Source organism: Streptomyces sp. NPDC050564, from assembly GCF_044457265.1.
Classification (GTDB): domain Bacteria; phylum Actinomycetota; class Actinomycetes; order Streptomycetales; family Streptomycetaceae; genus Streptomyces.
Genome location: NZ_JBITGS010000005.1, coordinates 172685 through 192320, shown reverse-complemented (window position 1 = coordinate 192320; position 19636 = coordinate 172685). Strand labels below are relative to the sequence as shown.

The 19636-nt window shown below is 69.7% G+C and carries 23 protein-coding genes; 16 read left to right on the top strand and 7 right to left on the bottom strand.

Features of this window, described 5'->3' with window-relative positions; translation table 11 throughout:
• The first annotated feature begins 146 nt into the window (after positions 1-146).
• The 4 genes from ACIBK0_RS10350 to ACIBK0_RS10335 all read left to right on the top strand — a co-directional run bounded on the left by ACIBK0_RS10350 (position 147) and on the right by ACIBK0_RS10335 (position 3682).
• Positions 147-1133, top strand: a complete 987-nt coding sequence (locus ACIBK0_RS10350) for a heme o synthase (protein WP_399078022.1) — start codon at positions 147-149, stop codon at positions 1131-1133.
• An 84-nt stretch (positions 1134-1217) separates the two neighbouring features.
• Positions 1218-1574 (top strand): hypothetical protein, encoded by a 357-nt coding sequence (locus ACIBK0_RS10345; protein ID WP_399077719.1) that lies wholly within the window; start codon positions 1218-1220, stop codon positions 1572-1574.
• Between the two features lie 215 nt (positions 1575-1789).
• The gene (locus tag ACIBK0_RS10340; protein ID WP_399077717.1) at positions 1790-2896 is read left to right on the top strand and encodes an amidohydrolase family protein; all 1107 of its coding nucleotides are present in this window, start codon (positions 1790-1792) and stop codon (positions 2894-2896) included.
• Between the two features lie 21 nt (positions 2897-2917).
• Complete coding sequence (locus ACIBK0_RS10335; protein WP_399077715.1) at positions 2918-3682, top strand: nucleotidyltransferase; 765 nt, start codon at positions 2918-2920, stop codon at positions 3680-3682.
• Here the strand turns inward: ACIBK0_RS10335 and ACIBK0_RS10330 are convergent.
• The 4 genes from ACIBK0_RS10330 to ACIBK0_RS10315 are packed head-to-tail and all read right to left on the bottom strand — an operon-like array spanning position 3669 to position 7257.
• Complete coding sequence (locus ACIBK0_RS10330) at positions 3669-4676, bottom strand: heme A synthase (RefSeq protein ID WP_399077713.1); 1008 nt, start codon at positions 4674-4676, stop codon at positions 3669-3671. The genes ACIBK0_RS10335 and ACIBK0_RS10330 overlap by 14 nt on opposite strands.
• A gap of 42 nt (positions 4677-4718) precedes the next feature.
• Positions 4719-5489: an ABC transporter permease gene (locus ACIBK0_RS10325; RefSeq protein WP_399077711.1), complete on the bottom strand. Its 771-nt coding sequence runs from the start codon at positions 5487-5489 to the stop codon at positions 4719-4721.
• Positions 5486-6409: an ABC transporter ATP-binding protein gene (locus ACIBK0_RS10320; RefSeq protein ID WP_399077709.1), complete on the bottom strand. Its 924-nt coding sequence runs from the start codon at positions 6407-6409 to the stop codon at positions 5486-5488. Before ACIBK0_RS10320 ends, ACIBK0_RS10325 begins: the two co-directional genes overlap by 4 nt.
• Positions 6410-6420: 11 nt before the next feature.
• Entirely contained in the window at positions 6421-7257 is an 837-nt protein-coding gene (locus ACIBK0_RS10315; protein WP_399077707.1) for an aminoglycoside N(3)-acetyltransferase, read from the bottom strand.
• A 161-nt stretch (positions 7258-7418) separates the two neighbouring features.
• On the opposite strand from ACIBK0_RS10315, the gene ACIBK0_RS10310 reads away from it, so the two are divergent.
• The 8 genes from ACIBK0_RS10310 to ACIBK0_RS10275 are packed head-to-tail and all read left to right on the top strand — an operon-like array spanning position 7419 to position 14015.
• Positions 7419-8162 carry a helix-turn-helix transcriptional regulator gene (locus tag ACIBK0_RS10310; protein ID WP_399077705.1) on the top strand — a complete coding sequence of 248 codons (744 nt, stop codon included), beginning with the start codon at positions 7419-7421 and terminating at the stop codon, positions 8160-8162.
• Positions 8159-9583, top strand: a complete 1425-nt coding sequence (gene sufB / locus ACIBK0_RS10305; RefSeq protein ID WP_399077703.1) for a Fe-S cluster assembly protein SufB — start codon at positions 8159-8161, stop codon at positions 9581-9583. Before ACIBK0_RS10310 ends, sufB begins: the two co-directional genes overlap by 4 nt.
• 55 nt (positions 9584-9638) lie before the next feature.
• Positions 9639-10823: a Fe-S cluster assembly protein SufD gene (sufD, locus tag ACIBK0_RS10300; RefSeq protein ID WP_399077701.1), complete on the top strand. Its 1185-nt coding sequence runs from the start codon at positions 9639-9641 to the stop codon at positions 10821-10823.
• Positions 10820-11155: a non-heme iron oxygenase ferredoxin subunit gene (locus tag ACIBK0_RS10295; RefSeq protein WP_399077699.1), complete on the top strand. Its 336-nt coding sequence runs from the start codon at positions 10820-10822 to the stop codon at positions 11153-11155. Before sufD ends, ACIBK0_RS10295 begins: the two co-directional genes overlap by 4 nt.
• Before the next feature lie 7 nt (positions 11156-11162).
• Positions 11163-11948, top strand: coding sequence for a Fe-S cluster assembly ATPase SufC (gene sufC / locus ACIBK0_RS10290; protein ID WP_399077697.1), 786 nt, complete (start codon positions 11163-11165; stop codon positions 11946-11948).
• A complete protein-coding gene (locus ACIBK0_RS10285) occupies positions 11945-13201 on the top strand; it encodes a cysteine desulfurase (RefSeq protein ID WP_399077695.1) in 1257 nt (418 codons plus the stop codon). The genes sufC and ACIBK0_RS10285 overlap by 4 nt, the downstream gene beginning before the upstream one ends.
• 14 nt (positions 13202-13215) lie before the next feature.
• On the top strand, positions 13216-13680 hold the full coding sequence (sufU, locus tag ACIBK0_RS10280; protein WP_369245764.1) for a Fe-S cluster assembly sulfur transfer protein SufU: 465 nt from the start codon (positions 13216-13218) through the stop codon (positions 13678-13680).
• Positions 13677-14015 carry a metal-sulfur cluster assembly factor gene (locus ACIBK0_RS10275; protein WP_189187543.1) on the top strand — a complete coding sequence of 113 codons (339 nt, stop codon included), beginning with the start codon at positions 13677-13679 and terminating at the stop codon, positions 14013-14015. The genes sufU and ACIBK0_RS10275 overlap by 4 nt, the downstream gene beginning before the upstream one ends.
• 209 nt (positions 14016-14224) lie before the next feature.
• Here the strand turns inward: ACIBK0_RS10275 and ACIBK0_RS10270 are convergent, their stop codons facing one another.
• A complete protein-coding gene (locus ACIBK0_RS10270; RefSeq protein ID WP_399077692.1) occupies positions 14225-14896 on the bottom strand; it encodes an AbfB domain-containing protein in 672 nt (223 codons plus the stop codon).
• Between the two features lie 6 nt (positions 14897-14902).
• On the opposite strand from ACIBK0_RS10270, the gene ACIBK0_RS10265 reads away from it, so the two are divergent.
• On the top strand, positions 14903-15466 hold the full coding sequence (locus ACIBK0_RS10265) for a sulfotransferase (RefSeq protein WP_399077690.1): 564 nt from the start codon (positions 14903-14905) through the stop codon (positions 15464-15466).
• A 5-nt stretch (positions 15467-15471) separates the two neighbouring features.
• On the opposite strand, the gene ACIBK0_RS10260 is transcribed toward ACIBK0_RS10265, so the two are convergent.
• Complete coding sequence (locus tag ACIBK0_RS10260; RefSeq protein WP_399077688.1) at positions 15472-16539, bottom strand: oxidoreductase; 1068 nt, start codon at positions 16537-16539, stop codon at positions 15472-15474.
• 146 nt (positions 16540-16685) lie between these two features.
• Between ACIBK0_RS10260 and ACIBK0_RS10255 the strand changes: the two genes are divergently transcribed.
• The 3 genes from ACIBK0_RS10255 (at position 16686) to dapD (ending at position 18776) form a co-directional block, all read left to right on the top strand.
• On the top strand, positions 16686-17006 hold the full coding sequence (locus tag ACIBK0_RS10255) for a multidrug efflux SMR transporter (RefSeq protein ID WP_189187533.1): 321 nt from the start codon (positions 16686-16688) through the stop codon (positions 17004-17006).
• A gap of 34 nt (positions 17007-17040) precedes the next feature.
• Positions 17041-17577 carry a TetR/AcrR family transcriptional regulator gene (locus tag ACIBK0_RS10250; RefSeq protein ID WP_399077686.1) on the top strand — a complete coding sequence of 179 codons (537 nt, stop codon included), beginning with the start codon at positions 17041-17043 and terminating at the stop codon, positions 17575-17577.
• A gap of 209 nt (positions 17578-17786) precedes the next feature.
• Complete coding sequence (gene dapD, locus ACIBK0_RS10245; protein WP_399077684.1) at positions 17787-18776, top strand: 2,3,4,5-tetrahydropyridine-2,6-dicarboxylate N-succinyltransferase; 990 nt, start codon at positions 17787-17789, stop codon at positions 18774-18776.
• A 278-nt stretch (positions 18777-19054) separates the two neighbouring features.
• On the opposite strand, the gene ACIBK0_RS10240 is transcribed toward dapD, so the two are convergent.
• Positions 19055-19564: a hypothetical protein gene (locus ACIBK0_RS10240; protein WP_399077682.1), complete on the bottom strand. Its 510-nt coding sequence runs from the start codon at positions 19562-19564 to the stop codon at positions 19055-19057.
• Positions 19565-19636: the final 72 nt, after the last annotated feature.

The window sequence follows — 19636 nt, the reverse complement described above, 5'->3', positions numbered from 1 at the left end:
GGTGCTCGGCTCTTCCAGCGGCGCTGCTCAACACGACCCCACCCCCGCGAATGTCGGGGTCTGGGCAACGTCTACAGTGGCGTGGTACGCGCGAGCCTTTACGGGGAGTTCACACCTGGGGGCTTGCTGGGATGTCTCTGTCAGGGGTGTGCGTGACGGCCGTCGAATCCCGTCCAGCGGGTGGGGGCACCTCCCACGCCGTTAGGGCAGTGGGGGAGCTCGAGTCGAGCAGCAGCCGGGGCCAGCGGCCATTCGGGGCCCGTGTCAAAGCGTTCGTGGCGCTGACCAAGCCGCGCATCATCGAACTGCTGCTGATCACCACCGTTCCGGTGATGTTCTTGGCCCAGCAGGGTGTGCCGGACCTGAAGCTGGTGCTCCTCACCTGCCTCGGCGGCTATCTGTCGGCGGGCGGCGCCAACGCGCTGAACATGTACATCGACCGTGACATCGACGCCCTGATGGAGCGCACCTCGCAGCGCCCGCTGGTCACCGGCATGGTCAGCCCCCGCGAGTGCCTGGCCTTCGGCATCACGCTGGCGGTCGTCTCGACACTCCTGTTCGGCCTGACCGTCAACTGGCTGTCGGCGTGGCTGTCGCTCGGAGCGCTCCTCTTCTACGTCGTCGTCTACACGATGATCCTCAAGCGCCGTACGTCGCAGAACATCGTGTGGGGCGGCATCGCGGGTTGCCTCCCGGTGCTCATCGGCTGGTCCGCGGTCACGAACTCCATGTCGTGGGCGCCGGTCATCCTCTTCCTCGTCATGTTCTTCTGGACGCCGCCGCACTACTGGCCGCTGTCCATGAAGGTCAAGGAGGACTACGCGCGCGTGGGCGTGCCGATGCTGCCGGTCGTCGCCACCAACAAGGTGGTCGCCCGACAGATCGTCATCTACAGCTGGGTGATGGTCGCGGTCTCGCTGCTGCTCACCCCCCTCGGCTACACGGGCTGGTTCTACACGCTGGTCGCGCTCGCCGCCGGTGGGTTCTGGCTGTGGGAGGCGCACGGTCTGCACAACCGCGCCAAGGCCGAGGTGACGGGCGGCAAGCTCAAGGAGATGCGGCTGTTCCACTGGTCGATCACCTATGTGTCGATCCTCTTCGTCGCAGTCGCGGTGGACCCCTTCCTGCGCTAGCTGACGTCGACGGGAGGGGTGCGTGGTCAAGGCCACGCACCCCTCCCGTCGCCGTTTGATCTACTCGTCGGTAGCATCCTGGCCATGGCAGACACCCAGCAGGATGACGAGACGACCGGCGCCACCCAGGACGCCAAGGCCGAGCGCAGGGCCGCCAAGCTCGCCCAGCAGATCTCCGCCTTCTCCAAGGCACATGGCGGGGCCGAGGGACAGGTCGCGTACATCGGACAGAAGGGCGCCCGGATCGTGCTCGTCGGCGAGGACGGCGGCTGGGGCGACCTCGTGGCACCCACCTACGCGATCGCCGAGGAAGCCGTGAAGAAGTCCGGCATCACCGTTCACGAAGAATTCGACGGCGAGTTCGCGGCGAAGGTGAAGACGGGCCCCTACGAGTGGACGCGCATGGCGGGAATCCAGGTGGGCGGCCCGAACAACGGCTGAGGCCCGGGTGGAATCGCGACTCGCCGGTCGCGCCCCCTGAGGGGCGCGGGTAACTGCGCGACCAGCCACAACAGGCCGCACCTTCGAAGAAATCCGCACTCTGCGCACCGCAAAACCAGCGAAGCTCCTTCGCACGGGGTGTGGGTCAGCAACACCTGATACCCGCTTCACCCGTTAGGACCTGAGAACGCAAGGTCCAGTCGCGGGGAGTCCGGATGATCGAAACGCCGTCCCTGGTGGACCAGTACTGCCACGGCGTACTGAGGACGGAGCTGGGCCTCGGCACCTTCGAGGCCCACCTCGCCAGAACCGAGGGCCCACCGGCCCCCGGCACCACCTTCTTCGACACGCAGACCGGTTTCGCCGTACGCCGCTGGTGTCCGCCGCTGCTCGGTCTGGAGCCGCACTGCCCGCCCGCCCGCTATCTGGCCCGGCGTCGTGAACTCGGCGTACTGGAATCGGGCCGCAGGCTGTTGCGCGGCAGCGGCATCACGACGTATCTCGTCGACACCGGGCTGCCCGGTGATCTGACGGGGCCGGGCGAGATGGCCTCCACGGGAGCTGCCGAGGCGCACGAGATCGTCCGTCTGGAGCTGCTCGCCGAGCAGGTCGCCGACACCTCCGGCACCGTCGAGTCCTTTCTCGCCAATCTCGCCGAGTCCGTCCACGGGGCCGCCGCGAACGCCGTCGCCTTCACCTCCGTGGCGGGCATGCGGCACGGACTGGCGCTCGCGCCCGAGCCGCCCGGCCCGGGCGAGGTGCGGGGGGCGGCGGGCCGCTGGCTGGCGGACCGCCGGGTGGGCGGGGCGCTCAGCGACCCCGTCCTCCTGCGCCATCTGCTGTGGATCGCGGTGGCCTCGGGGCTGCCCCTCCAACTCCACGCGGGACTCGGCGAGCCCGGACTGCGCATCGACCGCAGCGACCCCGTCCTGCTCACCGACTTCGCCCGCGCCACGGCCGGCCTCGGCACCGACCTCGTCCTCCTGCACGGCTACCCGTACCACCGGCACGCGGCCCACCTCGCCGGTGTCTTCCCGCATGTGTACGCCGACCTGGGCGCGGCCCTGGTCCGTACGGGAGTGCGGGCGGCAGCCGTCCTCGCCGAGATCCTGGAGCTGGCGCCCTTCGGCAAGCTCCTGTTCTCCAGCGGGGCACATGGCCTGCCCGAACTTCATGTGGTCGGGGCACGCCTCTTCCGCGAGGCGCTCGCACGGGTGCTCGGCTCCTGGGTCGCAGAGGGGGCCTGGTCGTTGGCCGACGCGCAGCGGGTGGCGGGGCTGATCGCGGCGGGGAACGCGCGACGGGTGTACGGGGTGGACTGAGAGCCGCCAGACTTCGACCCCATGACCGATGACGCCACTGCTCGACTCCTCGACCGCTTCCTCGCAGATCTGAGCGTTCTTGCCCCGGTCGCCTTGTGGGCGCACGGCTCGCTCGCCGGGGGCGACTACCAGGAGGGGCGCAGCGATCTCGATCTGATCGCGGTCCTGGAGGGCCCGATCTCGCTCGGGACCGTGCGCAAGGTGGTGCGGCTGCACCGTCGGCTGCGCGCCGACGAGCCGCTCGCCGACAAGCTGCACTGCAGCTATCCGACGCCGGACACCATGGCCGGCGCGGAGCGGTCGTACCTCACCTGGGCGCACAACCACCTGCTGAAGCGCCCGGTCACCCCGGTCACCCGGCGGGAGCTGCACGCCTTCGGACTCGTTGTGCACGGCACACCGCCCGAGGACCTGTTCCCGCCCACCCCGGACCGCGAACTGAACGCCTTCGTCGTGCGGGACCAGAAGGACTTCTGGCGGCCCGCGGTGCGAAAGGCCCGGCTCTGGAAGCAGAACGTCTGGGTCGACCTGGGGATGGTCACCTTCGCCCGTGCGACCGTCACCCTGCGCGAGGGCCGGCTGATCTCGAAGCGGGAGGCGTTGGAGGCGCTGCCCGCACTGGGTGCGCCCGTCGACGTGGTCGCCGACATCAGGCGGCGGAGATACGAGGACCCGGCGCCGCCCACGGAGGAGTGGACGGCGCGCCGGGCAGAGCTCACGAGGGCCTATCTGGGTCCCGCCATCGACGGCCTTGTCGGCGCCTACGAAGGACTCACGCCCGCGTGAGCGTCGATTCCGTCGAAGGGCCCGGCAGGTCCGCCATGACGTCCGGGCGTTCGCGCAGCGCCAGCAGTACGCGCAGCACCCCGATCCAGACCAGGCATGAGCCGAGCATATGGAGGCCGACCAGGGCCTCGGGGAGGTCCGTGAAGTACTGGACGTAACCGATGACGCCCTGGGAGAGGAGGATGAGGAACAGGTCGCGGGTGCGGTTCAGCGGGCCCTTGGGGGCGTCGACCGCCTTGAGGACGAACCACAGGGCGAAGGTCAGCGTGACCACGATCCAGGCCAGCACGGCGTGCAGCTTGGCGACGTTCTCCCAGTTCACGTGCATGCGGTCGACCTCGCTGGAGTCGCCCGCGTGCGGACCCGCACCGGTGACGACCGTGCCGACCGCGATCAGCAGCACGGCGGCCGCGACCAGGAACCAGACCAGTTGCTGCACCGACTTGCCGACGAGCGGACGCGGTTCGGCGTCGCCCTCGCGGGTGCGCTGCCACATGAGCGTCGCGACGGTGATGAGCGCCGTGGAGAGGAGGAAGTGGGCGGCGACCGTGTAAGGGTTGAGGCCGACCAGGACGACGATGCCGCCGAGGATCGCGTTGCTCATGACGATCCAGAACTGAGCCCAGCCCAGCCGGGTCAGGCCCCGCCGCCACGGCTTCTGCGAGCGTGCGGCGATGATCGCCCAGCCGACCGCCGCGCACAGTACGTACGTCAGCATGCGGTTGCCGAACTCGATGACCCCGTGGAAGCCCATGGCGCTCGTTGTCGTCAGCGAGTCGTCCGTGCACTTCGGCCAGGTCGGGCAGCCGAGGCCCGAGCCGGTCAGCCGCACGGCGCCGCCGGTGACCACGATGACCACCGCCATCACCAGCGCGGCGAGGGCCGCGCGCTGCACCGTCCGAGGGTTCGGGGTCCAGCGTTCGGCGATGAAGGCGAGCGGGTTGCGCACCGCGCTCAGGGCGTCGGCTCGGGTCACGTTTGGCACGCTCCCCATCGTAGGGGGCCGCTTGTGCACGCCTTCACGAGGGGGAGGTCTCTACTCCCACCGGAAGAATCGGGCGGCGGCTGCGAGACCCACGACCGCCCACACGGCCAGGATCCCGAGGTCCCCCCACGGCATCCCCGCGCCGTGCTGGAGAACGTCCCGCAGCCCGTCCGAGAGCGCCGAGATCGGCAGCAGGCCGAGGACGTCCTGGGCGCCGGCGGGGAACTTGTCCATCGGGACGATCACGCCGCCGCCGACCAGGAGCAGCAGGAAGACCAGGTTGGCGGCGGCCAGCGTCGCCTCCGCCTTCAGTGTGCCCGCCATCAGCAGGCCGAGGCCCGAGAACGCGGCCGTGCCCAGAACCAGCAACAGCAGCACAGCCAGCGGGTTGCCGTGCGGCGACCAGCCCAGCGCGAAGGCGACCACCGTCAGCAGGATCACCTGGAGAGCCTCCGTGACCAGCACGGACGCCGTCTTCGCCGTCATCAGGCCCCAGCGGGGGAGCGGGGAGGCGGCCAGCCGCTTGAGCACGCCGTAGCGCCGCTCGAAGCCCGTCGCGATCGCCTGGCCGGTGAACGCCGTCGACATCACGGCGAGTGCGAGGATGCCGGGGGCCAGGAAGTCGACCGCCTTGCCCTTGCCCGTGTCGACGATGTCGACCGAGCCGAACAGCACCAGCAGCAGGGTCGGGATGACGACCGTCAGGAGGAGCTGTTCGCCGTTACGGAGCAGCATCTTCGTCTCGAGGGCGGCCTGCGCGCCGATCATGCGGGGCAGCGGCGCCGCACTCGGCTTCGGGGTGTACGTACCGGCGACGGTCATGAACGCAGCTCCTTGCCGGTCAGTTCCAAAAACACGTCTTCGAGGGTGTGGCGTTCGACCGAGATCTTCTCCGGCATCACCCCGTGCTGCGCGCACCAGGACGTGACCGTCGCCAGCAGTTGCGGATCGACCTTGCCGCCCACCCGGTAGGCGCCCGGCGTCAGTTCGGCCGCCGTGCAGTCGGCCGGGAGGGCCTTCAGCAGGGACCCCACGTCGAGCCCCGGGCGGCCGGTGAACCGCAGGGTGTTCTCGGCGCCGCCGCGGCACAGCTCCTCGGGCGAGCCCTGGGCGATGACCTTGCCCGCGTCGATGATCGCGACGTCGTCGGCGAGCTGCTCGGCCTCGTCCATGTAGTGCGTGGTGAGGATGACGGAGACGCCGTCGGCGCGCAGATCGCGGACCAGGTCCCAGGTGGCGTGCCGGGCCTGCGGGTCGAGTCCGGCGGTCGGCTCGTCGAGGAAGACCAGTTCGGGGCGGCCGACCACGGCCATCGCCAGCGCGAGGCGCTGCTGCTGGCCGCCCGAAAGCCGCCGGTATGTCGTACGGCCGCAGCTGTCGAGCCCGAGCCGTTCGATGAGCGCGTCCACGTCCAGCGGGTGGGCGTGGAGCTTGGCGACGTGGCGGAGCATTTCGTCCGCCCGGGCGGACGAGTAGACGCCTCCGGACTGGAGCATCACGCCGATGCGGGGGCGCAGCGCCGCGGCCTCCCGGACCGGGTCGAGGCCCAGGACGCGTACCGAGCCCGAGTCCGGTCTCCGGTACCCCTCGCAGGTCTCGACCGTGGTCGTCTTGCCGGCGCCATTGGGTCCGAGTACGGCGGTGATGCCCGCCTTGGCCACCAGGTCGAGGCCGTCCACCGCGGTCTTCGTGCCGTACCGCTTCACCAGGGCCTGGACCTGGACCACGGGCTCGCTTCGCATGAGGCGCAAGTCTAAGGACGCCGTCGCGGCTCGGAGGCGCCGGGTCCCGCATCCACGTACAGATCCCGTGGCCGGTGCAGCGCCAGCCATCGCTCCGCGTACGCCACCGCGTCGGCCACCGGGAACAGCCTGGCGTCGGCCGCGCCCACCTTGCCCCGCACGACGGGACGGTCCCGCTCGAAGTCGGAGCCCAGCTCCTCGAACATCTCGGAGGTGATCGACACCTCCCGGACCAGCTCCCAGCCCGTCGGGGAGGGGCGCCCGACCTCCACGACGGGCGACGGGATGCGGTACTCGGCCAGATGGAAACTCGTACAGGTGTCGTAGCCCGCGCCGAGCAGCAGGACCCGGGCGCCGCCGGCCTCCAGGCGGGCCAGCGGGCTGCGCTCGCCGAGGCGGCAGTCGAGCGCGTGCCCCTCGGTGATCGCCGCCGCGCGCGGGCCGAGCGCCGCGAACGAGGTCTCCGGATGTGCGCTGCGCAGGGCGCCGGGCCAGTTCCGTACGGTCTCCGGGATCACGCCGACCCCGCGGGAGGGCGTCACGAGCGGGTCGTACGCGGGCATCGTCGCCCGAATGGCCGACCACCACTCCTCGGGTACGGGCGGGTTGCTCCACAGGGCCGGGTCGGAGAGGTCGCCGGACTGGGTGGGGACCACCAGAGTGCCCTCGGGACCGAGTGCGTCGAGCAGTCCCTGGACGACGGCGACCGGGCCGCCGTTGACCCAGCCGAGGGAGCTGAGGGAGGAGTGCACGAGAAGCGTCTCTCCCGGGCGTATGCCCAGCGAGAGAAGGTGTGCGGCGAGGGTGTCCCGAGTGACGAGTGGGCCGGTCGGAGGGGGTGTCGGCATGGTTCGGCAGTTTCCCCGAGAGCCCGGCCGGCCGCCACCGAATTGATCGATCAAAGATCATTTCCGCAGGTCACCTTAGGTATGCCTAAGTGATGCAGCGCACCGTCCACCCCTCAGGACGCGGCTTGCCTGGCTCTGAGGAATTACGCAACAATGGCGTTGTGAAAAACGTTGGCGAGGCTCGGGAGGCCCCCACAGGGGCCCCGCAGGAGGAGCTCGCGACCGGGGAGCGGTCCACCCGCAACCGAGTCGCGCGGTCCATCCTGGATCACGGCCCGTCGACCGTGGCCGACCTCGCGGGACGCCTGGGACTGACCCAGGCCGCCGTGCGCCGTCATCTCGACGCACTCGTCGCGGACGACGTCGTGGAAGCACGTGAGCAGCGGGTCTACGGAGCGCGTACGCGCGGCCGCCCCGCCAAGGTGTTCGCCCTGACCGACTGCGGCCGGGACGCCTTCGACCAGTCCTACGACAAGCTCGCCGCGGACGCCCTGCGCTGGATCGCGGCGCGCGAGGGCGGGGAAGAGGGCGTGGTCGCCTTCGCCCGCGCCAGGATGGCCGCGCAGGCCGGTGCGTACCGCAAGGCCGTCGAGGCCGCCGCCCCCGAGGAACGCGCCGAAGCGCTGGCCAAGGCCTTGAGCGTGGACGGGTACGCTGCTACGGCGCGTAGCGCACCGGTCGGCGAGCAGCTCTGCCAGCACCACTGCCCGGTCGCCCACGTCGCCGAGCAGTTCCCGCAGCTGTGCGAGGCGGAGACCGAGATCTTCTCCCAGCTGCTCGGTACGCACGTCCAGCGGCTGGCCACCATCGCCCACGGCGACGGCGTATGCACCACGTTTATCCCCAAGATTTCCAAGACCACTGATAACGCATCTGCAAGCACCGCCGGGAGGAACCCCGCATGACGCTCCCCATCGAGGAGACTGCCCACCCCGAGCTCGAGGGTCTGGGTACGTACGAATATGGCTGGGCCGACTCCGACGTGGCCGGTGCCTCTGCCAAGCGCGGCATCAACGAGGACGTCGTCCGCGACATCTCCGCGAAGAAGAGCGAGCCGGAGTGGATGACCAAGCTCCGCCTCAAGGGCCTGCGCCTCTTCGAGAAGAAGCCCATGCCCAACTGGGGCTCGGACCTCTCGGGCATCGACTTCGATAACATCAAGTACTTCGTGCGCTCCACGGAGAAGCAGGCGGAGTCCTGGGAGGACCTGCCCGAGGACATCAAGAACACGTACGACAAGCTCGGCATCCCGGAGGCGGAGAAGCAGCGCCTCGTCGCCGGTGTCGCGGCCCAGTACGAGTCCGAGGTCGTCTACCACCAGATCCGCGAGGACCTGGAGGAGCAGGGCGTCATCTTCCTGGACACCGACACCGCTCTGAAGGAGCACCCGGAGCTCTTCAAGGAGTACTTCGGCACGGTCATCCCGGTCGGTGACAACAAGTTCGCGTCGCTGAACACCGCCGTGTGGTCCGGTGGCTCCTTCATCTACGTGCCGAAGGGCGTGCACGTGGAGATTCCGCTCCAGGCCTACTTCCGCATCAACACGGAGAACATGGGCCAGTTCGAGCGGACGCTGATCATCGTCGACGAGGACGCCTACGTCCACTACGTCGAGGGTTGTACGGCCCCGATCTACAAGTCGGACTCCCTGCACTCCGCGGTGGTCGAGATCATCGTGAAGAAGGGCGCCCGCTGCCGCTACACGACCATCCAGAACTGGTCGAACAACGTCTACAACCTGGTCACCAAGCGCGCCGTGGCGTACGAGGGCGCGACCATGGAGTGGATCGACGGCAACATCGGCTCCAAGGTCACCATGAAGTACCCGGCCGTCTACCTGATGGGTGAGCACGCCAAGGGCGAGACCCTGTCCATCGCCTTCGCGGGCGAGGGGCAGCACCAGGACGCCGGCTCCAAGATGGTCCACATGGCGCCGAACACCTCGTCGAACATCGTGTCGAAGTCCGTGGCGCGCGGTGGCGGTCGCACGTCCTACCGCGGTCTGGTCGAGATCGGCGAGGGCGCGGCCGGATCCAAGTCGAACGTGCTGTGCGACGCGCTGCTCGTCGACACCATCTCCCGCTCCGACACGTACCCGTACGTCGACGTCCGTGAGGACGACGTGTCCATGGGTCACGAGGCCACCGTCTCCAAGGTCTCCGAGGACCAGCTCTTCTACCTGATGAGCCGTGGTCTGACCGAGTTCGAGGCGATGGCGATGATCGTGCGCGGCTTCGTCGAGCCGATCGCCAAGGAACTGCCCATGGAGTACGCCCTCGAGCTCAACCGGCTGATCGAGCTGCAGATGGAAGGCGCGGTCGGCTAACCCCGCCCCATCGGTCAGCACACGTCTTACTCAGAAAGCGAGCACTACGACAGCCATGGCTGAGGCTCAGAACATCCCGGTGGGATCCACCACCGCCGGCCAGATCGCGGTGGCCGCCGAGTCGACCGTCGCCACGCGCATGAGCGCGCCCCCGTCCTTCGACGTGGCGGACTTCCCCGTCCCCCACGGCCGCGAGGAGGAGTGGCGGTTCACCCCGCTGGAGCGCCTGCGCGGGCTGCACGACGGCACCGCGGTCGCCACCGGCGACGGCGTGAAGGTCGACATCGACGCGCCCGAGGGCGTCGTCGTGGAGACCGTCGGCCGCGACGACGCCCGACTGGGCAAGGCCGGCACCCCGGTGGACCGCGTCGCCGCCCAGGCGTACTCGGCGTTCGAGAAGGCCGGTGTCGTCACCGTCCCCAAGGAGACGGTGCTCACCGAGCCGATCCGCATCGCCGTGCACGGCGAGGGCGGGGTCGCCTACGGCCACCAGGTCGTGGAGCTCGGAGCCTTCGCCGAGGCCGTCGTCGTCATCGACCACACCGGTGACGCCGTGCTCGCCGCCAACGTCGACTACATCCTGGGCGACGGCGCCAAGCTCACCGTCGTCTCCGTCCAGGACTGGGACGACAAGTCCGTGCACGTGGGCCAGCACAACGCGCTGATCGGCCGGGATGCCACCTTCAAGTCCTTCGTGGTCACCTTCGGCGGCGACGTCGTACGCCTCCACCCGCGCGTCGCGTACGCCGGCACCGGCGGCGAGGCCGAGCTCTTCGGCCTGTACTTCACGGACTCGGGCCAGCACCAGGAGCACCGCCTCCTCGTCGACCACAACACCCCGCACTGCAAGTCGAACGTCGCCTACAAGGGCGCGCTGCAGGGCGACGGCGCGCACGCGGTGTGGATCGGCGACGTCCTCATCGAGGCCAAGGCCGAGGGCACGGACACGTACGAGATGAACCGGAACCTGGTTCTGACCGACGGCGCCCGGGTCGACTCCGTGCCGAACCTGGAGATCGAGACCGGCGAGATCGTCGGCGCCGGACACGCCTCGGCGACCGGCCGCTTCGACGACGAGCAGCTCTTCTACCTGATGGCCCGCGGCATTCCGGAGCACGAGGCCCGCCGTCTGGTGGTCCGCGGCTTCTTCGCCGAGCTGGTCCAGCAGATCGGCGTCGAGGACATCGAGGAGCGCCTCATCGCCAAGATCGAAGAGGAGCTGGAGGCGTCGGTCGCATGACCACCTTCGACCGTGCCCGATTCATTCGGGCCTGTGGGCTGAGCGAGCTGGAGGAGGACACCCCGAAGCGGGTGGAACTCGACGGCACGCCGGTCTCGGTCGTGAAGACCGAAGGGGAGGTGTTCGCGATCCACGACGTCTGCTCGCACGCGAACGTCTCGCTCTCCGAGGGCGAGGTGGAGGACTGTCAGATCGAGTGCTGGCTGCACGGCTCCAGCTTCGACCTCCGCACCGGCAAGCCGTCCGGCCTTCCCGCGACGCGCCCCGTCCCCGTATACCCCGTACAGATCGAAGGGGACGACGTGCTCGTCTCCCTCACCCAGGAGTCCTGAGGAACCCATGGCAACGCTTGAAATCCACGACCTGCACGTCACCGTCGAGGCCGACAACGCCACGAAGGAGATCCTCAAGGGCGTCGACCTGACCGTGAAGCAGGGCGAGACGCACGCCATCATGGGCCCCAACGGCTCCGGCAAGTCGACCCTCGCCTACTCCCTCGCGGGCCACCCGAAGTACACGATCACCGGCGGCACCGTCACCCTCGACGGCGAGGACGTCCTGGAGATGTCCGTCGACGAGCGTGCCCGCGCGGGCCTGTTCCTGGCGATGCAGTACCCCGTCGAGGTCCCCGGAGTCTCGGTCTCCAACTTCCTGCGCACGTCGGCCACGGCCGTGCGCGGCGAGGCCCCCAAGCTGCGTACCTGGGTGAAGGAGGTCAAGGAGGCCATGGAGCGCCTCAACATGGACCCGGCCTTCGCCGAGCGCAATGTGAACGAGGGCTTCTCCGGCGGTGAGAAGAAGCGCCACGAGATCCTCCAGCTGGAGCTTCTCAAGCCGAAGGTCGCGATCCTCGACGAGACCGACTCAGGCCTGGACGTCGACGCCCTGCGCATCGTCTCCGAGGGCGTCAACCGCGTCCGTGAGACCGGCGAGGTGGGCACCCTGCTCATCACGCACTACACGCGCATCCTGCGCTACATCAAGCCCGACTTCGTCCACGTCTTCTCCGGCGGCCGGATCGTCGAGTCCGGCGGCGCCGAGCTCGCCGACAAGCTGGAGAACGAGGGCTACGAGGCTTACGCGAAGCACGACGAAGTCGACACGAAGGGTGGCGTATCCGCGTGACACAGTTGCCGGGCCTCCTCGACACCGAGGCGATCCGCAAGGACTTCCCCGTCCTGGACCGACTGGTCCACGACGGCAAGAAGCTCGTGTATCTGGACAACGCGGCGACCTCGCAGAAGCCGCGCCAGGTACTGGACGCACTCAGTGAGTACTACGAGCGCTACAACGCCAACGTCCACCGCGGTGTGCATGTGCTCGCCGAGGAGGCCACGGCGCTGTACGAGGGCGCGCGCGACAAGGTCGCCGCGTTCATCAACGCGCCGAGCCGCGACGAGGTGATCTTCACCAAGAACGCCTCCGAGTCGCTCAACCTCGTGGCGAACATGCTGGGCTGGGCCGACGAGCCCTACCGCGTGGACCACGAGACCGAGATCGTCATCACGGAGATGGAGCACCACTCCAACATCGTTCCGTGGCAGCTGCTGTCGCAGCGCACGGGCGCGAAGCTGAAGTGGTTCGGCCTGACCGACGACGGCCGCCTCGACCTCTCGAACATCGACGAGATCATCACGGAGAAGACGAAGATCGTCTCCTTCGTGCTGGTGTCGAACATCCTGGGCACCGTCAACCCGGTCGAGGCGATAGTGCGCCGCGCCCAGGAGGTCGGCGCCCTCGTCCTGATCGACGCCTCGCAGGCGGCACCCCACATGCCTCTCGACGTCCAGGCTCTGCAGGCCGACTTCGTGGCCTTCACCGGCCACAAGATGTGCGGTCCGACGGGCATCGGCGTCCTCTGGGGCCGTCAGGAGCTCCTGGAGGACCTGCCGCCGTTCCTCGGCGGTGGCGAGATGATCGAGACCGTGTCGATGCACTCGTCGACGTACGCCCCGGCCCCGCACAAGTTCGAGGCGGGCACCCCGCCGATCGCCCAGGCGGTCGGTCTGGGCGCGGCGATCGACTACCTGACCTCGATCGGCATGGACAAGATCCTCGCCCATGAGCACGCGCTCACCGAGTACGCGGTGAAGCGGCTCGCGGAGGTCCCCGACCTGCGGATCATCGGCCCGACCACGGCCGAGGACCGCGGCGCGGCGATCTCGTTCACGCTGGGTGACATCCATCCGCACGACGTGGGCCAGGTCCTCGACGAGCAGGGCATCGCGGTCCGGGTCGGCCACCACTGCGCCCGCCCGGTCTGCCTGCGGTACGGAATTCCTGCGACCACGCGAGCGTCGTTCTATCTGTACTCCACGCCGGCCGAGATCGACGCACTGGTCGACGGCCTGGAGCACGTCCGGAATTTCTTCGGCTGAGGAGCGGCTGAGACGTGAAGCTTGATTCGATGTACCAGGAAGTCATCCTGGACCACTACAAGCACCCGCACGGGCGGGGCTTGCGGGATGGCGATGCCGAGGTGCACCACGTCAACCCGACGTGCGGCGATGAGATCACGCTGCGCGTGAAGTACGACGGCGAGCGGATCGCGGACATCTCGTACGAGGGCCAGGGCTGCTCGATCAGCCAGGCCTCGGCCTCCGTGCTGAACGAGCTCCTGGTCGGCAAGGACGTGTCCGAGGGGCAGAAGATCCAGGAGACCTTCCTGGAGCTGATGCAGTCCAAGGGCCGTATCGAGCCGGACGACGCGATGGAGGAGGTGCTGGAGGACGCGGTCGCGTTCGCCGGTGTCTCCAAGTACCCGGCCCGGGTCAAGTGCGCCCTCCTGAGCTGGATGGCGTGGAAGGACGCGACCGCCCAGGCCCTGGGCGAGAGCGCCGAGAGGAAGACGGCATGAGCGAGAACGAGACCCTGACGACGAAGCCGGCCTCCGAGGAGGAGATCCGCGAGGCGCTGTACGACGTCGTCGACCCCGAGCTGGGCATCGACGTCGTCAACCTCGGCCTGATCTACGGCATCCACATCGACGACGCGAACATCGCGACGATCGACATGACCCTGACGTCCGCGGCCTGCCCGCTCACCGACGTCATCGAGGACCAGGCCAAGTCCGCCACGGACGGCCTCGTCAACGAGCTGCGCATCAACTGGGTCTGGATGCCGCCGTGGGGCCCGGACAAGATCACGGATGACGGGCGCGAGCAGCTCCGGGCGCTCGGGTTCAACGTCTGAGGTTCTCGGTACACTTTGGCCTTCCGCACGTGGCGATGGGCGACACCCCCAGTCGGGGGTGTCGCCCATCGCTTTTTGCGGTCACCGAGCTTGGAGCACCGTCGGCCGCATGAGGGCGGGGTGGCACGCTCCGGGAACCCGGCACACCCGGGTAAGCCGTAGGGGCTCCGGGCTCCGGGCTCCGGGCTCCGGGCTCCGGGCTCAGAGGCTCAGCCCCAGCCCTTCACCACACGGAACGCCGAGTCCGCGCGGTAGAGCTTGCTGTTGTCGTACGGGTCCAGGTGGAGACGGAAGTTGCGGTGGCGCAGGTAGCGGCCCGGGTAGTTGACCGACTCCAGCATGATGGCGCCGGTGTACGACGAGGCCCGGGGGCAGAAGGTGGCGTCCTTCTCGAAGAGGTCGGAGCCGTCGTCGCGGTCGGCGCGCAGGGAGAAGTTGCGGTGGCGGAGGTAGGCGCCGTCGGCGGTGGTGAAGGAGCAACAGGAGGAGTTCGCGAGTCCCTTGACCACCGTGAAGCCGGCCTCCTGCCGCGTAGTGGCCGAGCTGCCCGCGGACACTGGGTCGAGCCGGACGAAGCCGTCGCTCACATGCCAGTAGCGGTCGGGGTAGTTGACCGACTGGAGCGACTTCCGTGCGGAGGCCGGCTTGGACCTGGGGGACTTGCCGGCCGAGGCGGACTGCGAGGGACCGGGGACGGGCCGGTCGTCGGAACTCTGGCCCGAGGGTTCGGGCGAGGCGGATTCCTGCGAGGCGGATTCCTGCGCGGCGGAGGGGAGATCCTGCGGCTGTTCCCCGACGCGCAGTTCATCCATCTCGTACGGGACGGGCGGGACTGCGTCGCCTCGCTGCTCGGGATGCCCTGATGGCACCGCGGATTCCATGAGGCCGTGGCCACCTGGGCGCAGGTCATGGACGCCACGCGCAGGTACGCCCGCAGGCTGGGCTCCGACAGCTGGCACGAACTGCGCTTCGAGGATCTGGTGGCCGACCCCGAGGTCCAACTGCGGGGTGTCTGCGGCTTCTTCGGAGAGGCGTACGCTCCCGAGATGAGCGAGCCGTATCGGGTGGCCGAGGTGGCCGTCCCCGCGCGCAAGACCTGGCACCGGCGGACGCACGGGGCGCTGGACGCTTCGCGCGCGGGGAACTGGGCGACCAGGCTGACGCCTGCGCAGATCGCCCTGTGCGACGACGTGTTGGCGGACCGGCTCATCTCGCACGGCTACGAACTGGCCGGCGCCGTCCGGCCCGACCCCGCCGAGCTGCTGCGCTACCGGCACGTGGAGGTCCTGCGACGGGCCGCCCACGCCAAGCGACGCATGCTCGACCGTTTGGCACGGGTGCGTGAACCGGGGCCCGTGGCCCGTCAGTTGATGGCGACTTCAGAGTTCAGGGCCCAGCCGGCCTGCCCTGCCCAGCCGGAGCCGCGGCCGCGGTCGTCCACGCGCAGCTGACCTCTCTACGATCCGGACACTCGCAGCAGCACGTCCGCGAGTCCCTCCTTGCGGATGCGCTGGTCGATGTAGAGCAGGGCCGTGATCAAGGGCAGGAACACCATGGCGAACAGTTGGGTGAGGAGACTTCCGGCCAACGAGAGAAAGAGGTAGACGCCCACGTGGGGCAGGCTCTGCGCGAAGGCGTCCGCCGCGTCCGTGACCGGCGGTGACGAGGCGTCGTACGGCTGCGGACCGGGCGCTGCGAATGTCAGCGGCAGTCGGACCGCGAGCGACACGATCAGCGCCGTCAGGCCGCCCAGCAGGGTGATGCCGAACGTTCGCCACCACGCGCCCCGCACCAGCCGCACCGAGCGCCGCAGCGCCTGCACGGGCCCCGCCGCCTCCAGCACGGCCGCGGCAGGGGCGAAGCAGAACAGGACGTAGAGCCAGACCGCCAGCGGTACGGCGAGCAGGGTGAGCAGGAAGAAGGCCCCGTACAGCGGAGCGCTGCCGAGGAGCAGGGCCAGGAAGAGCGAGGCGAAGACCGCGAGGAACAGCAGCGCCGGGATCAGCAGGATCAGCCCGAGCAGCAGCGTCACGCCGAGCACCGACGGGGTGCGCGGCCAGGTGCGCCGCCAGATCTGGCCGAGGGTGGCCCGCCGGCCGAGCACCGCGTCGTGCATCGTCGCCGCGCACGAGGCCTGGACGAAGGCTCCCGCGAGCGTGAAGCCCACGAGGGCGAAGGCCCAGACGGCGCCGAACGCGAGCAGGACGGGCCGCATGTCGGCCCAGGGCGGGTTGCGGGGGGTGTCGTACAGGGCGTGCAGATGGTCGCTCACGGCGGCGTACGCGACGACCGCCGCGCCCGCGACCAGGGCGCCCAGCACGAGATGGACCAGGACGGCGAGCCCGAACAACGGCCGTCCGTACCGCCGCATCGTCGCGAAGGCGCCGCTGAAGACCGTGTCCACGCCGAGCGGGGCCAGGGGTATGACACCCGGCTTGGGCGGAGGAGGCGCCGGCGCCCAGCCCCAGCCGCCCGGAGGGCCGCCGTACGGCCCCGATGGCCCCCACCCCGATGTGTCCGACATTCCTCTTGCGCTCCGATGCTCCGGGAGTCTCCGACTCCAGCCCCCACTGTGATCGCGAACGATATCCGGTGCGGCTGGCGGTGCCTATGGGGTGTGCGGGGCGGCTTTGTGTACAGGCGTACGCATCGATGTGTACACTCGTACGCATGGGATATGTGCTGCTCGCCGGCGCCATCGCCGCGGAGGTGGCGGCCACCACCGCCATGAAGTACAGCGACGGCTTCAGCAAGTTGTGGCCGTCGCTGGTGACCCTCCTCGGTTACGTCATCGCCTTCGCACTGCTCGCGCAGACCCTGAAGACGGTCTCCGTCGGCACGGCGTACGCGATATGGGCGGGGGTCGGCACCGCCGTCATCGCCGCGATCGGCATGGTGTTCCTCGGGGAGGGGCTCAACGCCGCGAAGGTCGCCGGGATCGCGCTGATCATCGGCGGGGTCGTGCTGCTGAACCTGGGCGGTGCGCACTGATGGCACCGCGCACCGGGCCCGGCGGTGAGTCCTGATGGCCCGCCGGTACGACCCGGAGCGACGCCGGCGGATCATCGACGCGGCGATCCGGGTCGTGGGCGCCAACGGGCTCGCCGGGCTGAGCCACCGCTCCGTCGCCGCGGAGGCCGATGTGCCGCTCGGCTCCACCACGTACCACTTCAAGACCCTCGACGAGCTGATGGTCGCCGCCCTGCGGCAGGCCAACGAGGGCTTCGCCAAGGTGATCGCCGCGCGCGGCGGCCTGGAGGATCCGCGGACCGATCTGGCCGCGGAGCTCGCCGGCTGGATGGGCGAGTGGCTCGCCGGCGACCGTACCGGTGTCGAGCTGGAGTACGAGCTCTACCTTGCCGCCCTGCGCCGCCCCACCCTGCGGCCCGTCGCCGCCGAGTGGGCCCAGGACCTCGCCGAGCTGCTGTGCCGCCGAACGGATCCGGTCACCGCGCGGGCGCTGGTCGCGCTCATGGACGGCATCTGTCTGCAGGTGCTGCTCACCGACGCTTCGTACGACGAGGAATACGCGCGGGACATGCTGAGGCGGATCATCGGCTGATCACGGCGGCTCGGCGGGGCGTGAGCCGCGTCCTCGCAGAGGGCCTTGGCGGCGTCTTCGCGGAGGGCTTGAGCGGCGTCCTCGCGGAGGGCCGGAGGCGCGTCTTTCGCGGAGGGCGGCGCCGCCCGGAGCCGTACCGTGCGCCCGGCACGTGAGATGGCGCGCGCACCGGTTCGCCCGGGCGGGCCCCGCCAAGTTAGGTTTCACCCATGACCGACACGACTGCTTCTCGCACCACCGGCGCCGTCGCCGCCGGGCTCGCCACCCTCACCGCCGACGGCACCGTTCTCGACACCTGGTTCCCCGCTCCCGAGCTGTCCGCCGAGCCCGGACCGGCCGGTACCGAGCGGCTGTCCGTCGAGCAGGCCGTGGAGCTGCTCGGCGAGGGCGCGGCGAAGGCCATCGGCCCGGACGCCCGTCGTGGCGTCGAGGTGGTCGCGGTCCGTACGGTCATCGCCTCGCTGGACGACAAGCCGCTCGACGCGCACGACACCTACCTGCGTCTGCACCTGCTCTCGCACCGCCTGGTCAAGCCGCACGGCCAGAGCCTGGACGGCATCTTCGGCCACCTCGCCAACGTCGCCTGGACCTCGCTCGGCCCGGTCGCCGTCGACGACGTCGAGAAGGTCCGGCTGAACGCGCGCGCGGAGGGGCTGCACCTCCAGGTGACGTCCATCGACAAGTTCCCGCGCATGACGGACTACGTCGCCCCGAAGGGCGTCCGGATCGCCGATGCCGACCGGGTACGGCTGGGCGCGCACCTCGCCGAGGGCACCACGGTCATGCACGAGGGCTTCGTCAACTTCAACGCGGGCACGCTCGGCACGTCGATGATCGAGGGCCGTATCTCCGCCGGTGTCGTGGTCGGCGACGGGTCCGACATCGGGGGCGGCGCCTCCACCATGGGCACTCTCTCCGGCGGCGGCAACGTCCGCATCACGGTCGGCGAGCGCTGCCTCATCGGCGCCGAGGCGGGCGTCGGTATCGCGCTCGGCGATGAGTGCGTGGTGGAAGCCGGTCTCTACGTCACCGCCGGCACGCGGGTGACCATGCCCGACGGGCAGATCGTCAAGGCCCGCGAGCTCTCCGGCGCCTCGAACATCCTCTTCCGCCGCAACTCGGTCACCGGCGCCGTCGAGGCCCGCCCGAACAACGCGGTCTGGGGCGGTCTCAACGACGTCCTGCACAGCCACAACTAGGCAGTTGGCCGGCCACGGAGGGTTCGTGGCCGCTCGCGCAGTCGCCCGCGCCCGCGCTCCCCACGGAGCGCGGGCGCTCGGCTTGGTGCATGCTTCGACCGCCGGTGGAATGAAGTCGCGAGCCGGGCGGAGCGGCAGCGGCCGGAAGAGATTGTCGGCCGTCAGGCGGCACGGCTCGGAGCGGGGTCCCCGCGGGCGCGGGTCATCGACGACGCCGGGCCGAACGCCTTCACGATCGGCCACGGCCGGCGTGCCACCGTGGTGTTCACCGTGGAGTGCTACCGCTCCGCCGTCTGAGCCGCGGCGAACTCCGCCAGTCGCACGAAGTCGTCCGCGCGCAGCCCGAGTCGGGGATTGACGTGATGGAGCAGCGCGGGCCCGGGATGGTGGGCGGCCACGTACGCGTCGTCCGCCGGGCTCTGTTCGTCGTCCACCCACGCGAAGGGGCGGCCATTCGCGTAGGCCACGATCCGTTCCGTCTTCCAGTGCACTCCGTCGGGCCGGTATGCGAACAGCGCGCCGGTGAAGTCGACGTACGGGAGCTCGGGGAGACCGATGGCGGGGGCGATCCAGCGGTTCGCGGCGTCCATCCAGGTGGAGGCCCAGCACAGGTCGTAGCCGAGGCCGAGGAGGGCGCGGCCGTGGTCGGGGTGGAGCCAGACACGCAGGGGTCTGCCGGGGGTGAGGGTCACCCGGATCGTCGTATAGCCCTCGGGCCGGCGCTCCGGCTGGGCGGCCCACGGGTTGAGGGGGCCGTCGACGTCGAGGAACAGCAGCGGTCGGCTCACCAGGCCACCGTAAGCGAGACCGAGCGGGGCAGGCCGGGAAATTGTTTCCGGCCCGAAGGCATAGCCGCGGGC

Excerpts from the sequence above, each read along its gene's own strand:
- dapD (WP_399077684.1), top strand. The coding sequence starts at position 17,787 with ATGACCGACACGACTGCTTCTCGCACCACCGGCGCCGTCGCCGCCGGG.
- ACIBK0_RS10255 (WP_189187533.1), top strand. The coding sequence starts at position 16,686 with ATGGGATATGTGCTGCTCGCCGGCGCCATCGCCGCGGAGGTGGCGGCC.
- ACIBK0_RS10270 (WP_399077692.1), bottom strand. The coding sequence starts at position 14,896 with ATGGAATCCGCGGTGCCATCAGGGCATCCCGAGCAGCGAGGCGACGCA.
- ACIBK0_RS10335 (WP_399077715.1), top strand. The coding sequence starts at position 2,918 with ATGACCGATGACGCCACTGCTCGACTCCTCGACCGCTTCCTCGCAGAT.
- ACIBK0_RS10260 (WP_399077688.1), bottom strand. The coding sequence starts at position 16,539 with ATGTCGGACACATCGGGGTGGGGGCCATCGGGGCCGTACGGCGGCCCT.
- ACIBK0_RS10315 (WP_399077707.1), bottom strand. The coding sequence starts at position 7,257 with ATGCCGACACCCCCTCCGACCGGCCCACTCGTCACTCGGGACACCCTC.
- ACIBK0_RS10325 (WP_399077711.1), bottom strand. The coding sequence starts at position 5,489 with ATGACCGTCGCCGGTACGTACACCCCGAAGCCGAGTGCGGCGCCGCTG.
- ACIBK0_RS10345 (WP_399077719.1), top strand. The coding sequence starts at position 1,218 with ATGGCAGACACCCAGCAGGATGACGAGACGACCGGCGCCACCCAGGAC.
- ACIBK0_RS10275 (WP_189187543.1), top strand. The coding sequence starts at position 13,677 with ATGAGCGAGAACGAGACCCTGACGACGAAGCCGGCCTCCGAGGAGGAG.
- ACIBK0_RS10330 (WP_399077713.1), bottom strand. The coding sequence starts at position 4,676 with ATGGGGAGCGTGCCAAACGTGACCCGAGCCGACGCCCTGAGCGCGGTG.
- sufC (WP_399077697.1), top strand. The coding sequence starts at position 11,163 with ATGGCAACGCTTGAAATCCACGACCTGCACGTCACCGTCGAGGCCGAC.
- sufD (WP_399077701.1), top strand. The coding sequence starts at position 9,639 with ATGGCTGAGGCTCAGAACATCCCGGTGGGATCCACCACCGCCGGCCAG.
- ACIBK0_RS10340 (WP_399077717.1), top strand. The coding sequence starts at position 1,790 with ATGATCGAAACGCCGTCCCTGGTGGACCAGTACTGCCACGGCGTACTG.
- ACIBK0_RS10295 (WP_399077699.1), top strand. The coding sequence starts at position 10,820 with ATGACCACCTTCGACCGTGCCCGATTCATTCGGGCCTGTGGGCTGAGC.
- ACIBK0_RS10250 (WP_399077686.1), top strand. The coding sequence starts at position 17,041 with ATGGCCCGCCGGTACGACCCGGAGCGACGCCGGCGGATCATCGACGCG.
- ACIBK0_RS10320 (WP_399077709.1), bottom strand. The coding sequence starts at position 6,409 with ATGCGAAGCGAGCCCGTGGTCCAGGTCCAGGCCCTGGTGAAGCGGTAC.
- sufB (WP_399077703.1), top strand. The coding sequence starts at position 8,159 with ATGACGCTCCCCATCGAGGAGACTGCCCACCCCGAGCTCGAGGGTCTG.